Annotated in this window: 14 protein-coding genes; 9 read left to right on the plus strand and 5 right to left on the minus strand. The window is 42.9% G+C overall.

Annotation, left to right across the window (positions count from 1 at the left end; genetic code table 11):
- Positions 1 to 52: 52 nt before the first annotated feature.
- From DFP77_RS14685 to DFP77_RS14695, 3 genes are read right to left on the minus strand one after another with little or no spacing between them, the layout of a single operon-like run.
- Positions 53 to 1,126 (minus strand): tripartite tricarboxylate transporter permease, encoded by a 1,074-nt coding sequence (locus DFP77_RS14685; protein WP_114412971.1) that lies wholly within the window; start codon positions 1,124 to 1,126, stop codon positions 53 to 55.
- A 2-nt stretch (positions 1,127 to 1,128) separates the two neighbouring features.
- On the minus strand, positions 1,129 to 1,587 hold the full coding sequence (locus DFP77_RS14690; RefSeq protein WP_114412973.1) for a tripartite tricarboxylate transporter TctB family protein: 459 nt from the start codon (positions 1,585 to 1,587) through the stop codon (positions 1,129 to 1,131).
- A 48-nt stretch (positions 1,588 to 1,635) separates the two neighbouring features.
- Complete coding sequence (locus tag DFP77_RS14695) at positions 1,636 to 2,607, minus strand: Bug family tripartite tricarboxylate transporter substrate binding protein (RefSeq protein ID WP_114412974.1); 972 nt, start codon at positions 2,605 to 2,607, stop codon at positions 1,636 to 1,638.
- Between the two features lie 583 nt (positions 2,608 to 3,190).
- Between DFP77_RS14695 and DFP77_RS14700 the strand changes: the two genes are divergently transcribed.
- The 4 genes from DFP77_RS14700 to DFP77_RS14715 all read left to right on the plus strand — a co-directional run bounded on the left by DFP77_RS14700 (position 3,191) and on the right by DFP77_RS14715 (position 7,815).
- On the plus strand, positions 3,191 to 4,102 hold the full coding sequence (locus tag DFP77_RS14700; RefSeq protein ID WP_114412976.1) for a 5-dehydro-4-deoxyglucarate dehydratase: 912 nt from the start codon (positions 3,191 to 3,193) through the stop codon (positions 4,100 to 4,102).
- A gap of 165 nt (positions 4,103 to 4,267) precedes the next feature.
- Positions 4,268 to 5,014: a FadR/GntR family transcriptional regulator gene (locus tag DFP77_RS14705; RefSeq protein WP_258861178.1), complete on the plus strand. Its 747-nt coding sequence runs from the start codon at positions 4,268 to 4,270 to the stop codon at positions 5,012 to 5,014.
- 160 nt (positions 5,015 to 5,174) lie between these two features.
- Positions 5,175 to 6,761, plus strand: coding sequence for an aldehyde dehydrogenase (NADP(+)) (locus DFP77_RS14710; protein ID WP_114412979.1), 1,587 nt, complete (start codon positions 5,175 to 5,177; stop codon positions 6,759 to 6,761).
- A gap of 112 nt (positions 6,762 to 6,873) precedes the next feature.
- Complete coding sequence (locus tag DFP77_RS14715; RefSeq protein WP_114412980.1) at positions 6,874 to 7,815, plus strand: AEC family transporter; 942 nt, start codon at positions 6,874 to 6,876, stop codon at positions 7,813 to 7,815.
- A 79-nt stretch (positions 7,816 to 7,894) separates the two neighbouring features.
- Here DFP77_RS14715 and DFP77_RS14720 read toward each other — a convergent pair whose 3' ends face one another.
- Both DFP77_RS14720 and DFP77_RS19565 read right to left on the minus strand, forming a co-directional pair.
- The gene (locus DFP77_RS14720; protein ID WP_114412982.1) at positions 7,895 to 8,740 is read right to left on the minus strand and encodes an isopenicillin N synthase family dioxygenase; all 846 of its coding nucleotides are present in this window, start codon (positions 8,738 to 8,740) and stop codon (positions 7,895 to 7,897) included.
- 97 nt (positions 8,741 to 8,837) lie between these two features.
- Positions 8,838 to 8,993 (minus strand): hypothetical protein, encoded by a 156-nt coding sequence (locus tag DFP77_RS19565; RefSeq protein WP_181858568.1) that lies wholly within the window; start codon positions 8,991 to 8,993, stop codon positions 8,838 to 8,840.
- A 298-nt stretch (positions 8,994 to 9,291) separates the two neighbouring features.
- Between DFP77_RS19565 and DFP77_RS14725 the strand changes: the two genes are divergently transcribed.
- The 5 genes from DFP77_RS14725 (at position 9,292) to DFP77_RS14745 (ending at position 13,408) form a co-directional block, all read left to right on the plus strand.
- Positions 9,292 to 9,864 carry a YqgE/AlgH family protein gene (locus DFP77_RS14725; protein ID WP_258861179.1) on the plus strand — a complete coding sequence of 191 codons (573 nt, stop codon included), beginning with the start codon at positions 9,292 to 9,294 and terminating at the stop codon, positions 9,862 to 9,864.
- Positions 9,864 to 10,334, plus strand: a complete 471-nt coding sequence (ruvX, locus tag DFP77_RS14730; RefSeq protein WP_114412983.1) for a Holliday junction resolvase RuvX — start codon at positions 9,864 to 9,866, stop codon at positions 10,332 to 10,334. The genes DFP77_RS14725 and ruvX overlap by 1 nt, the downstream gene beginning before the upstream one ends.
- A gap of 55 nt (positions 10,335 to 10,389) precedes the next feature.
- Positions 10,390 to 10,887 carry a bifunctional pyr operon transcriptional regulator/uracil phosphoribosyltransferase PyrR gene (gene pyrR / locus DFP77_RS14735; RefSeq protein ID WP_114412985.1) on the plus strand — a complete coding sequence of 166 codons (498 nt, stop codon included), beginning with the start codon at positions 10,390 to 10,392 and terminating at the stop codon, positions 10,885 to 10,887.
- Between the two features lie 237 nt (positions 10,888 to 11,124).
- Positions 11,125 to 12,129, plus strand: a complete 1,005-nt coding sequence (locus tag DFP77_RS14740) for an aspartate carbamoyltransferase catalytic subunit (RefSeq protein ID WP_114412987.1) — start codon at positions 11,125 to 11,127, stop codon at positions 12,127 to 12,129.
- Position 12,130: 1 nt separating this feature from the next.
- Positions 12,131 to 13,408 (plus strand): dihydroorotase, encoded by a 1,278-nt coding sequence (locus tag DFP77_RS14745; protein WP_114412988.1) that lies wholly within the window; start codon positions 12,131 to 12,133, stop codon positions 13,406 to 13,408.
- Positions 13,409 to 13,426: the final 18 nt, after the last annotated feature.

Here is a 13,426-nt window from a genome sequence, read left to right on the forward strand (position 1 = left end):
CTGCTTTATCTGTGGTAAGAAGAAGTGTATCAACTTCAGCAGTTGGCTTCTTCTACACCTGATTTGCAGTGTCGCACTTATTATCTGAATTTAGGATCATCAATACCCCCAATACTATTGCTGTTGTCGGGTCACCGGGAATCCCAAAGACTAACATAGGTACAAAAGCGCCCCCGCACATTGAGTTATTGGCAGATTCTGCTGCCACGATGCCTTCTCTACTGCCTGAGCCATATTCTTCTTTATTTTTCGATCTTCTTTTTGCGTCTGCATAGGAAATGAAAGCTGCCACTGATCCACCAGCACCCGGCAAGACGCCAACCATGTAGCCAATCACAGAGCTTTTTAGGTAAGTCCAAAGGCCAATGGTTTTTATCTCGCTAAGTTTTGGAAAGAAATCCCTTCTTTTAATTTGTTTTGCGGCATCGCCTACATCTAAACGCATTTTCCCTACCTGTGTTTGATAGATTATTTCACTGATAGCAAAGACACCAATAATGAGTGGCATCATATCAATGCCTTCCATAAGTGCTTCTGTACCGAAATCGAATCTTGATATCGGTTGCATTACATCAATGCCAACACTTGCGATCATTATGCCCATTAAGGATGCTATAGCGGCTCTAATGATAAATTTCTTATGTGATATAACAATAACGATTAAAGAAAATAAGATGAGTGAAAATTTACCAGGCGTTTGAATATACAGGGACAGTTTAGCGGTAACTGGCGCTAAGCAAACAAGCAGTAAAACACCAATAACGCCACCCACCATAGAGCCTAGTGCTGCGTGACCTAATGCATTTGCGCCATAACCTTTTTTCATTAAAGCATTGCCTTCTACTGCCGTCATAACAGAAGAGGGTGCTCCAGGGATATTGATAGTAATCGCGGTAATACTCCCTGAGTACATTCCCGCCATAAATATAGATGAACACATTACCAGCGCGCTAACGACATCTAGGCTATAAGTAATGGGAAGTAATAATGCAATGGCTAAAACGGAAGTGAGACCAGGCATGGCACCAAAAAACGTGCCAATTAAAAAGCCAGAAATCATGTAAGCCAAAACCTCTGGTTGCAATATGGTTGCAAAGCTTGATATGAAAGCTGAAAACATGTCCATTCTTAACTCCCTAAGAAAACTGGCAATCTGACATTAAAAATAACCGAGAACAAAAAGTAAAAAATAGCAGTCAAAATTATTGAAGTTAAAACAACTTTAGGTATAGATATTTTTTCATCAGAAAAACACGCGTAGACGGCTATAACATATAAAGGCGTTGATACTAAATAACCAAAATAATTAAAAAGTATTAGGTATATAACGGTTGAAATTGAAAATATTAAAATGGGCTTAAAGTTGATTTTTTTTATTTCGAAGGCTTTGTCTTCTTTAATTGAATTAATGGCATCAATGATAATTAGGATGAAAATGAATGATACCGATATTATCGGTAAAAACTTTGCACCAAAAAGACCCTCATCATAACCACTATCAATTAAATCTATACCGTACAAGTAAATGATTGAAATAATACTGAATATGATGGGAATAGACAGATTTCTAATTGTTGAGACTTTCATTGCTAACTCCAATAGAGAAGGCGCCTTTTTAGGGCGCCTCTTTATTTATTATTTTCTTAAAATGCCTTGATCCACTAAGTCTTGCATCATTATGTGCAAGTTATCTTTTGTCTCGTTTACCCAAGCTCCTGTTTTATCAGAGCCAAGCCAATCTGGAGTTACGCCAATTTTTTTAACCCAGCTTTGAAATTCATCACTTTCTAGTGCTGTTTTATAGGCTCCTTCAAGTTTTTCTTGAATGTCTTTGGGAGTACCTTTAGGCACGGCAAGTACGATGAAGCTTCCCATGACAAGGTCGATGCCTTTTTCATATGCAGTAGGTACGTCGGTGTAGGTTAGGTTTCGTTGAGTTGAGAATTCGATAACACCGTGGGCTTTGCCATCGTCCAAAAGACCTGAGAAATCTCCCAAGCTGGTTGCAACAATATCCACTTCATTCGCTAATATGGCTTCTTTTTGAGCCGCTGCGCCGCCAGGGTAAGCGATTATTTTAAAGTCTACATCGGCTTTCTTTTCTAATTGAAGAACCGCTAAATGTAATCGAGACCCTATATTTTGAATGCCTATTTTTACTTTACCAGGGTGTGCTTTTGCATCAGTAATAATATCTTCATAGGTTTTATATTTAGAGGATGAGTCAACGATTAGAGCGTCAGGTTCACTTGTTACTCGAGCAATGAAGTTTAGCTTACTCAAATCATAACGTTTGAGCTTATTTTGCCATGGAATTGTCACAACGCTATCGTAAGTGAGAGAGCCAATCGTATAACCATCAGCTTTGGCTGACATTAAATCCATTACACCAATAGCGCTAATTCCGCCTTCAATGTTCTCTGCGTAAATTGTTCCACCGAGTTCTTTTTCTGCGATGACACTAAGCTTTCGCACAATACCATCAGTTCCGCCACCGGCACCCCATGGAATTACCATTCTCACATCTCGGCTGGGAAAATCAGCGGCGAATGCAGTGGTCAAAGTGGAAGAGATTAAGGTGGTAAGTAATATTTTTTTTATTTTCATTTTGTATCCTTCGTTGGCGTGAGAGGTTTACTTATTTGAACGACATATAAAGTAATACATCATACAACCTTGTCAAGTTCTTTATTTGATGAATTTTTTTCAATCATTCTTTTATCATTTTTATTTTTTTATAAGATATTGATTTTTATATTTTTTCTACTTTCTTCGGGAGTGGTTCGTCCGTAGGATTATTGGTTCTTAGTATTAGATGTATTTTGAAAATTTATGCAGGTTGTCTAAGCATGGATTACATTCAAAAAATCGGTCCTTACCTGAACCTTGCTGGCTAACTTAGATAACCTGCTAGTGGTTTGATCTGCATAGATTTTGGTACTTAGTGAACAATAAAAATTATTTTAGGAAAATCGGGCAGGGAGTTCTACGTTTGTTTAGTAGCCACAAAAATAAGCTGATGCAGATCGTTTAGGGCAAGAATAAATCTCTCGTCTGTTTGAATCGTTTGAGAAAAATATATTGAAACTCGACTTGTAATTAGCAATCTTAGTTGTATGATGTATTACATCTAATCTCAGATATCCTTCCTATCTGAGATGTTCTATTAATATAAAAGAGGAAAAAAAACATGGCTTTTTCGGTTGAACAAATGAGATCAGAATTGAGTGACGGACTATTGTCCTTTCCTGTTACAGATTTTGATGTGAATGGCAAATTCAACGCAGAGACGTTCCGCCAGCGCATCGAATCTTTTATTGAGCACGGTGTCTCTTCCATTTTTGTTGCCGGTGGCACAGGGGAGTTCTTCTCTCTAGATGAAGACGACTATCGTCAAATCGTTGAACTATCTGTTGCGACAGTAAAAGGTCGTGTTCCTGTGATTGCTTCTGCGGGCCGCAGTGTGTCAGATGCGAAGAAATTTGTTGCGATTGCGGATGAAGCTGGCTGTGATGGTATCTTGTTGATGCCTCCTTTCCTAACAGAATGTCCTGAAGATGGCATTGTGGAATACGCTAGCCAAATCATGGCATCTAGCAAAACGCATTTTATTTATTACAACCGCGGTAATGGTATTTTGACGGCTGAAAGCGTGAAAGCGTTAGCTGCAGCGAATCCAAATATGGTGGCGTTGAAAGACGGCGTCGGCAACATTGCAGCATTAAACGATACTATTAAAACAGTCGGTGATCGTTTGGTTTACATCGGTGGCGTGCCTACCGCCGAAATTTTCGCTGAAGCGTACTTGTCTATTGGCGTGAACACCTATTCTTCTGCTGTATTTAACTTTATGCCGGAAATGGCAAACAAGTTTTACAAAGCATTGCGCGCTGGAGATCAGGCTGTTGTTACGGCAATTATTAAAGATTTCTTTATCCCATTCTGCCGTTTACGCGACCGTAAAAAAGGCTACGCAGTAAGCTTAATTAAAGCTGGCACAACATTGATGGGTCACAGCGCAGGTGATGTTCGCGCTCCACTAACTATGCCAACTTCAGGTGAAGTGGCGGAGTTGGAAGCAATTATTAAGAAAAATTCTTAAGGAGTTAACATTTGGTCAACTTTGCGAATAGCTTGTTAATGTAGTTACTAATATCAGGCTAGCATTTGACCCTAAAAAAACCAGCGCTTGTTAGATAGTTAGCACTGGGGTAATGTTCTGGGTTTTAGAATATACGGCGTATTTAGAATGGATGGGGTTAAAACGGTGGCTAAATCACTACAAATAGAGCGAGTGGGTAAGGGCGATAGCTTAGCAAGCAATGTTGCAAAACAACTTGAAAAGCAAATCTCGGCTGGCCATATTTCTGTCGGAGATAAATTACCAACAGAAAATGCATTATGCGATCTATTTGGTGTGAGCCGTACCGTTATCCGAGAAGCAATTACACAACTGAAATCACTGGGTCTGGTTGAAACGAAACGTGGGGTTGGTACCAGCGTTATTCGTGCTCAGTCTAGTGAGACGTTGTTTGCTTATCAGATTGACCCCACTGCCATTGCCGATATTCTACATATCTTAGAAATGCGTTTGAGTGTTGAAACTACTGCTTGTGAGCTGGCTGCTTTGCGTCGCTCAGAAGACGATGTGGCAATACTTGAGAAGCATTTTAATGATTTTGACGAGGCACTAAGCCGAGGCGAATTAGCCAGAAAAGAAGACTATGCTTTTCATTTGGCTATTTGTACTGCCACTCGTAATCCTTTCCTTAAACAGTTCTATGAACAGTTTAATAAAAACGTTATCCCCAGAGCAAAATTGATTAATTCAAACTTGAAACAGGTGGCTACCGATGAATATTTGCATCGTATTCGCACTGAACATCTTGAAATACTGAATTGTATTAAGAATAAAGATGGAGAAGGTGCGAGACAGGCGATGCACAATCATTTATACCGTGCTTACCACCTGTACGAACGTTATCAGACGGATAACAAGTTTGATTTAGAATGAGAGCTTTGTAGCGATTTCGTTTATCGCAATATCCTGCAAAGCCCTTAGAAAAGAGTTTGCTAGAAGTGAGCCTTGCTCACTTCTGTCTCTTTACAGCATTCGTTTGCTTTTCATAGCTTATATTTCATAGCTTATTTTTCATAAGTAATTAGGGGGAAACATGGATACGAAAGGGCTTCTTAAAGGCACTTCATTGGTTGCAGGTAGCGATATTACTGGCACGCAAAAAGCCATTTATGCAATCAATCCTGCGACAAATGAAACACTTGAACCTGCTTATAATGGCGCAACCAAAGACGAAGTTGAGCAAGCGGTGAGTGCCGCTTGGCAAGCGTTTGATCAATACCGCGCCATTAGTATAGAAAAACGTGCCGCTTTCCTAGAATGTGTCGCTGATGAAATTCTAGCGCTAGGTGATGCCTTGGTAGAGCGTGCTATGGCGGAGTCTGGTTTGCCAAAAGCGCGTATCGAAGGTGAGCGTGGCCGTACTATGGGTCAATTACGTTTGTTCGCTGGCGTTGTTCGTTTGGGTAAAGCAACGGATGCTCGCATTGATCCAGCTATGCCAGATCGTGCGCCATTACCTCGCTCTGATTTGCGTTTCCAAAAAATTGCCTTAGGCCCAGTTGCGGTCTTTGGTGCAAGTAACTTCCCATTGGCTTTCTCTGTTGCTGGTGGTGATACTGCGTCTGCATTGGCTGCAGGTTGTCCTGTTGTTGTAAAAGCACATTCTGCTCATCCTGGAACGTCTGAACTTGTTGGCCGAGCGATTACGGCTGCGGTTAAAAAATGCGGTTTGCCTGCTGGCGTTTTCTCTCTACTTTATGGCTCTGGCCGTGAAATCGGTAGTGCTCTGGTAGCGCATCCTTCTATTAAAGCCGTTGGTTTTACTGGATCTCGTAGCGGTGGCGTTGCGCTAATGAATATTGCTGCAAATCGTCCTGAGCCAATTCCTGTTTATGCAGAAATGAGCAGCATCAACCCAGTCTTTGTCATGCCTGAAAAACTGTCTGCTGAAGCGCAAAGTGTGGCGAAAGGTTTTGTTGGCTCACTTGCCATGGGCGCAGGTCAATTCTGTACAAACCCAGGCATGGTTGTTCTGTTGAAAGGCGAAGCAGCGGATAGCTTTAAAGCGACGGTTGTCAGCGAAGTACAAGCATTGGGTACACAAACCATGCTAACGCCAGGTATTTATCAAGCGTATTGTGAAGGTGTTGATAAGCTGGGCAGCAACTCAGCAGCGACACTTTTGGCGAAAGGTAATGATAGCGATCAACCAAACCAGTGTTGCCCACATGTATTCGCTACCAGTGCGAAAGCTTTCTTGGCTGATGCGTCAATGGAAGATGAAGTATTTGGTTCAACGTCTTTGATCATCGAATGCGATACCTTGGACGAATACAAGGTGGTGGCTGAGCATTTAGAAGGCCAGTTGACTGCGACGGTTCAAATGTCAGATGCGGATGTTGAAGCCGTTCGAGCTTTGTTACCTACGCTAGAGCGTAAAGTGGGTCGAATCCTATGTAATGGCTACCCAACGGGTGTAGAAGTGTGTCATTCCATGGTTCATGGTGGTCCTTTCCCTGCAACCTCTGATAGCCGTTCTACGTCTGTTGGTAGCGCAGCGATTGAGCGTTTCCTACGTCCTGTGTGTTACCAAGACTTTCCTAGCTCATTGATCCCCGAAGCCATTCAAGACAAGAATCCTTTGAATGTGCCGCAATTGGTGGATGGAAAGTTGATATAAAATAGACTTTTCTATTTATTGTGATCCTTGTGCTAATTCACGCAAGGATCACTTATTGATCGGAAACTCTAATTTGTCATGAGGGTTTTTAGAGCGTTTTTTGAGGTTGTCTATGTGGTTAGAAACGCAAAGTGTGATTTTAGATGTGGCCGCGCCAGTACTATTAATGATCGCGATGGGCGCTTTTTTACGCCGTATCCAGCTAATAAATGATGGCTTTATTCTTATTAGTTCGCGATTTGTCTTTCAGGTATCCATGCCCGCTTTATTTTTCTTCGGCATGTTGGGGAATAATTTAAGTGGACTTATTAGTGCTAACTTAGCAGCGTATTTTCTTGCCGCGATTACGTTAACGTTTTTGTTTGCTTGGTTTATAGCCGTTAAATTAGACGTTCCTGAACGACAGAGAGGTGTTTTTGTTCAGGTTGCCTTTCGTGGCAATTGTGGGATTTTTAGTGTCGCGTTAGTGGTTAACATGTTCGGGCAAGATGGGGTTGCTCTGGGTGGCGTGATGTCGGGTTTGAGTGTGTTGCTGTTTAATATTTTAGCGGAAGTGATTTTAACACGGTATAGCCATGGTAAGTTGCAGCTGGCGCCAGTGTTAAAAAGTTTGCTGAAGAATCCATTGATATTGAGTATTGTGTTGGGTGTCATAGCAAATTTGATTAGCCTAAAGCTTCCGGTTTTCATTGTAAAAACTGGCTCTTTGATTGGTGGGTTATCTCTACCATTAGCTTTGATTTGTATCGGTGGCTCTTTGGCGACCAGTGGCTTTACTTTACCAAAACATTTTTCGATGGCTCTTCTATGTAAAGTGGCATTGAGTCCAATTTTATTTACAGCGTTAGGTTATGTGTTCGGGTTTAGTCAAAAAGAATTGTTGTTCCTATTTATCTTTTTAGCCGCTCCAACTGCAGCATCTGCTTATGTTACGGCTGTAGCTAAGGGTGATGATGGCAAATCTACGGCAAACGCTATTGCCACAACGACGTTAGTTTCTTCTGCTGTGATTGTGGTTGGTATTCCAATGATCATTTGGGCAACGGGCGGTTAAAGGTTACATACAAATAAAAAGCCGCTGTTCATATCAATATGAGCAGCGGCTTTTTTGCATTTTACTTTATTAGTAACTACTAGGCGGGTAAAACACCTAATTCCACTAAGCGTTCATGTAAATAGCTTTTTGCCGTATGGCGTTCGGAAAGCACGACTTCCGGCTTCGGATGTAAGAACAGAGGCAGAGAAATACGCGATTTGGTTTTGTCTGCGCCTTCTGGGTTTATTACACGGTGCGACGTTGATGGGAAATACCCACCAGAGGCTTCTTGCAGCATGTCGCCAATGTTGACGATTAATGTACCAAAGTCGCAAGGTACGTCCATCCAAGTGCCGTCTTTGGCTTTCACCTGTAAGCCTGGTTCGTTGGCAGAAGGCAGTATCGTCAATAAGTTAATGTCTTCATGGGCGCCCGCTCGAATCGCGCCGAGCTCTTCATCACCTTTTAGTGGTGGGTAATGCAAGATACGCAGTAAGGTTTGCTGGCTACCTTCTACCATGCTGGAAAGTGGTTGTGAGTAATGCTTCGCCACGTCAGCTGGAGAGTGTTCTTCTACCCAAGCCAGTAGTTCTTCTGCCAAGTTGGTGGCTTCGCCATAATATTGCTCTAAAGATGGCTTCTGCTTTGCTGGGCATTGTCCCCAAGGGTAGTAATGGAAGTATTCTTTTATATCTCGCTTGGTGTGGCCTTTTGCTGTTTCGGCTACTTTTGGCGAGAAGTAACCATCTTGTGGACCAACATTGTAGCGATAATCGTACTTGCTCTCATCCGCAAAGAATTCTTGCCAATCTTTGTAGATAGCACTAACGAGTTCTTTTTTGATTGGATGGTTTTTAAGGACACCAAAGCCTGTTTCACGAAGGGATTTTACAAAGTCTTCTGCGGCGGTTGGGCTTTTGTAGTCAATAGCTTGTAATTGCATGATTGTTTCCTATAGGCCAAATATTGGCTTTTTGTCTGAATAAGTACCGTTTGATAATAGATGGATACGGAGAATTTTCGAGAACAATATAGGGAATCTAAGACGACCAGCCACTGTGGAAAAAATAACGCAAATCGACGGTTTCGGCTTGATAATGCTGAATCCATTGCGTCAAACTCATCGCGTGCAGACGATCAAATATCGCAGCGTTAGCTGATTCAATTTGTACGTGTTGTGATGATGTTAAGGGCACTACCTGCCTCCTAAACGCATGGTTTTTTTAATCCTATATAAAGGATCAGAAGTGTTAGTTTACTGTTTGAAAAGTAAGTTTTGAAGGGATTCAGTAATAAATTGTCACAGAGGGGTGGGTTAATTCTCAGTTTGTCCTATACTGCAGGGGTCGGCTATCCACATTTGCCGTCTTCTTTAGCACTTCTCTACTGTCTATTTTTTCGTTTTTGTTGGCAAGTTTGGTCTCAGGTTCAAGTACTTCTTAGGTTTTAATAACAGGCGCTTTCGTTGCGCTGTCATCAATTTAAAGAGGGCACATGACTATGAATGCATTTTTCGATTCTTTTAAAAATCACTTTTTAATTTCAATGCCACACCTAGATGACCCACATTTTGAACATACTGTTATTTATCTTTGTGAACACACCAAAGCTGGTGCCATGGGGATTATTATCAATCGTCCCTCAAATGTTGATTTTACCGAATTGGCAGACCATCTTGGAATTCAAATTCACAGCCCACGTTTAACCTCTGAACCAATTTACACAGGTGGTCCAGTGGAATCGGAGCGTGGTTTCATATTGCATACTGCAGATAAAGTTTGGAGTAACACGCTACGTGTTACCGACGACGTTTCCCTGTCCGCGTCCTTAGAGGCGTTAGAAGAAATCGCGCAAGGCGCTGGCCCTGAAGCCTTTCGTATTACGTTAGGTTGTGCCGGTTGGGATGCAGGTCAGCTGGAAGGTGAGATCGCCAATAATGATTGGCTGGTATGTGAGGCGGATTTAGACGTATTATTCCACACACCAAGTGATATGCAATTTACTGCCGCGACACGCGTGTTGGGAATTGATATTACAAGACTTTCACCGGATATAGGACATGGTTAATGACAGCGTCAATCTCGACAGAAATGTCTTTAGACGATAACCAGAAGCCCAATACTGCTCGTTCAGTATTGGGCTTTGATTTTGGCACAACACGAATGGGAGTGGCAATTGGTCAAAGTATTACAGGTACTGCCCGCCCACTGAATCCATTAAAGGCAAAAGATGGCATTCCTAATTGGGATGAGATTACCCGTATCGTTGAAGAGTGGAAGCCGGATGCGTTTGTTGTTGGTTTACCCTTAGATATGGATGGTACAGAAAATGAGATGTGTCAACGTGCACGCAAGTTTGCCAAACGCTTGCATGGACGTTTTAACCTTCCTTACCATATGATGGACGAACGCTTGTCTTCTTATGAAGCCAAAGGGCAGGTTATTGCCCGCGGGGGAAATCGTAATTTTAAAGATAACTCGGTGGATGGTTTGGCTGCTCAAATGATTGTCGAAACATGGTTTGCAGAATCGAGTTAAGCGAACGGGTTTGAATAGCAGTTTTTACGAATTTATTAGCAAGGTTTGAGAAATAATGAAGTTAGATTTAGAGAAATCTCTAGCGTCAATGAAAGTGCAATTAGCAGCCTATTGTGAGCAGAAAAGCATTGAAGACGCGATTGTAGTTGGTATTCATTCTGGTGGTGTTTGGGTGGCAGAACGCTTGATGGCAGCTGTGCCAACGAGTGAGCCTTTGGCAACGCTTGATATTACCTTTTACCGTGATGATTTTACCAAAGCCGGTTTGAATCCTAAGGTGAATCAAACCTTGTTGCCTGCAATCGAAGACCGTCACGTTATATTGGTTGATGATGTACTTATGTCTGGTCGTACTATTCGCGCAGCGATGAATGAAATCTTTGATTTTGGCCGACCAGCCAGTGTGACTTTAGCCATCCTTTATGATCTTGGCCAACATGAGTTGCCGATTGCGGCGGATATTGTGGGTGAGCGATTGACACTTAATCCTGAACAAAGGGTTAAGTTGGTAGGGCCAGAAAACTTAAGTGTCTCGGTCATTGATGCTCATTAATATGCGCGACAAAGCTTTATTTTTTGTCAAACACGTACGACAATTAACGTATGGATAAGATTGACGGTGCGGCGGTTGCAAGAATGACATTTCATCAGAAAACAGGATGGAATAACCGTTACGTGTCATTAATGCCCGGTTGCAGATTGCCTGTACCGGGCATTTTCCTATCTAGACTTCCTATTTAAAATAGAGAATGACGACCATGTCGTCTTTGCAGTTTGAGGAAAGCAAACCATGATGCGATCCGAACCTCGGGCATTACAGTTAAATGAACACGGCCAGCTTAAGCATTTCCTAACGTTGGATGGATTAGATAAGACCATTTTGACGGAGATTCTGGATCGAGCCGACTCCTTTCTTTCGATGGGCGAACAGTCTGTAAAGAAAGTTCCTCTGCTACGTGGTAAAACCGTAGTCAATTTATTTTTTGAAAACTCTACTCGTACGCGCACAACTTTTGAATTGGCCGCCAAACGCTTGTCTGCCGATGTTATCAATTTAAATATTGAAACATCAGCTACATCAAAGGGGGAGTCCTTGCTGGATACCCTAAAAAACTTGGAAGCTATGCAAAGCGACATGTTTATTGTTCGCCATTCAGACAGTGGTGCAGCGCATTTTATTGCTGAGCACTGCACGCCAAATGTTGCCATTATCAATGCAGGCGATGGCCGTCATGCGCACCCAACACAAGCTATGTTAGATATGCTGACGATTCGTCGTCACAAGGGAGGCTTTGAAGGGCTCAAAGTCGCGATTGTTGGCGACATTCTTCATTCTCGGGTAGCACGTTCACAACTTCAAGCGCTAACAACATTGGGCGTGAGTGAAGTGCGTTTGGTTGGTCCTAAAACGTTAGTGCCTAGTTTCTTTGCTGAAATGGGTGCGACGATTTGCCATGATCTAGAAGCCGGTCTAAAAGGTGTCGACGTGGTGGTTATGCTGCGTTTGCAAAAAGAACGCATGAAAGGCGCTTTGTTGCCAAGTGAAAGCGAATTTTATCGTTTGTATGGTTTGACTGAAGAGACGCTTGCTTGGGCAAAACCGGATGCCATTGTGATGCACCCAGGCCCAATTAATCGTGGCGTAGAGATTTCATCAGAGGTTGCTGACGGTAAACATTCAGTTATTTTGGATCAAGTAACCAACGGTATTGCAGTGCGCATGGCGGTATTGTCTATGGCCATGAGTGGGCAACTGCAAAGTGATGAATCGTCAGCTGTGAAGGATGAAGAATAGTATGAAATTACGTATTCAAAACGGTCGTTTGATCGACCCAAGTCAAGACATCGACGCAGTAACAGAATTATTCATCGATAATCAAAAAATCGTTGCGATCGGTGAGGCGCCAGAAGGTTTTGAAAACGCCGAGGTGGTTGATGCCTCTGGTCAGTGGATTTTACCTGGGCTAGTGGACCTTGCAGTGGCACTGCGTGAGCCTGGTCAAACTCAAAAAGGCAGCATTGCGACAGAAGGTCGTGCAGCTGTCGCCGGCGGTATTACTACCTTGGTCTGCCCACCAGACACGCGACCTATTGTCGATACGCCTGCAGTGGCGGCATTGATTCAAGACAAAGCCGATGAAGCTGGAATGGCGAATGTGTTTCCGATTGGCGCATTGACTCAAGGTCTAGAAGGCGCACAACTGAGTAACATGGTTGCTTTAACTGAAGCTGGCTGTATTGCACTGTCGAATCATCGTCACCCAATGGTCAGTACTAAGGTGTTGTCTCGAGCGCTTGAATACGCAGCGACACACGATTTGTTGGTGGTCTTCCATCCTGATGAGTCCAGCCTTTCAGAAGGTGGCTGTGCCCATGAAGGCTTGATGTCGACTATGCATGGTTTGGCGGGTATTCCTGAAGAAGCGGAAACCATCGCCTTAATGCGCGATTTATTACTGGTCGAGAAAACAGGCGTACGTGCGCACTTTGCTCGCCTGTCTTGTGCCAAGTCTGTCGAAATGATCGCTGACGCAAAAGCGTCCGGTTTGGATGTGACTGCGGATGTTGCAGTGCATAACTTGCTGCTAAACGATCAAGTGCTAGGTGGTTTTGATGGCCATTTTCATGTGTTGCCGCCTTTGCGGAGCGATGAAGATCGCTTGACGCTTATCGAGGGCATCAAGGCGGGTGTGATTACAGCAATCTGTTCTGATCATCAGCCTCATGAAAAAATGGCAAAAACTGCGCCTTTTGCTGCAACTGAACCAGGCATGGCAAACGTCGAGGTATTATTGCCATTGGCTATGTTGCTAATGGACGAAGGGGATTTGGATTTTACTACGGTTTTGAAGTGCTTAACCTCTGGTCCAGCGGCGTGTTTTGGTTTAGAGGCGGGTTCTTTATCCGTGGGTAGCTTTGCTGACTTTACCCTATTTGATAGCACTGTGCGCTGGACTTGGGATTACGAAGGGCGCAGGACAAATGGCCATAATTCGCCTTACTTTGGTGAGGAGTTTGTAGGTCGAGTGCTGACGACATACATTTCTGGCCAACGCGTTTATCAAGTGGCATAAACGCTCTGTAGTGTAAGG

This window comes from Marinomonas foliarum (assembly GCF_003337275.1).
GTDB lineage: Bacteria > Pseudomonadota > Gammaproteobacteria > Pseudomonadales > Marinomonadaceae > Marinomonas > Marinomonas foliarum.

Coding starts and splice junctions, on each gene's coding strand:
- DFP77_RS14685 (WP_114412971.1), bottom strand. CDS start 1,126: ATGGACATGTTTTCAGCTTTCATATCAAGCTTTGCAACCATATTGCAA.
- DFP77_RS14725 (WP_258861179.1), top strand. CDS start 9,292: ATGACTATGAATGCATTTTTCGATTCTTTTAAAAATCACTTTTTAATT.
- DFP77_RS14720 (WP_114412982.1), bottom strand. CDS start 8,740: ATGCAATTACAAGCTATTGACTACAAAAGCCCAACCGCCGCAGAAGAC.
- DFP77_RS14745 (WP_114412988.1), top strand. CDS start 12,131: ATGAAATTACGTATTCAAAACGGTCGTTTGATCGACCCAAGTCAAGAC.
- DFP77_RS14710 (WP_114412979.1), top strand. CDS start 5,175: ATGGATACGAAAGGGCTTCTTAAAGGCACTTCATTGGTTGCAGGTAGC.
- DFP77_RS14690 (WP_114412973.1), bottom strand. CDS start 1,587: ATGAAAGTCTCAACAATTAGAAATCTGTCTATTCCCATCATATTCAGT.
- pyrR (WP_114412985.1), top strand. CDS start 10,390: ATGAAGTTAGATTTAGAGAAATCTCTAGCGTCAATGAAAGTGCAATTA.
- DFP77_RS14715 (WP_114412980.1), top strand. CDS start 6,874: ATGTGGTTAGAAACGCAAAGTGTGATTTTAGATGTGGCCGCGCCAGTA.
- DFP77_RS14695 (WP_114412974.1), bottom strand. CDS start 2,607: ATGAAAATAAAAAAAATATTACTTACCACCTTAATCTCTTCCACTTTG.
- DFP77_RS14740 (WP_114412987.1), top strand. CDS start 11,125: ATGATGCGATCCGAACCTCGGGCATTACAGTTAAATGAACACGGCCAG.
- ruvX (WP_114412983.1), top strand. CDS start 9,864: ATGACAGCGTCAATCTCGACAGAAATGTCTTTAGACGATAACCAGAAG.
- DFP77_RS14700 (WP_114412976.1), top strand. CDS start 3,191: ATGGCTTTTTCGGTTGAACAAATGAGATCAGAATTGAGTGACGGACTA.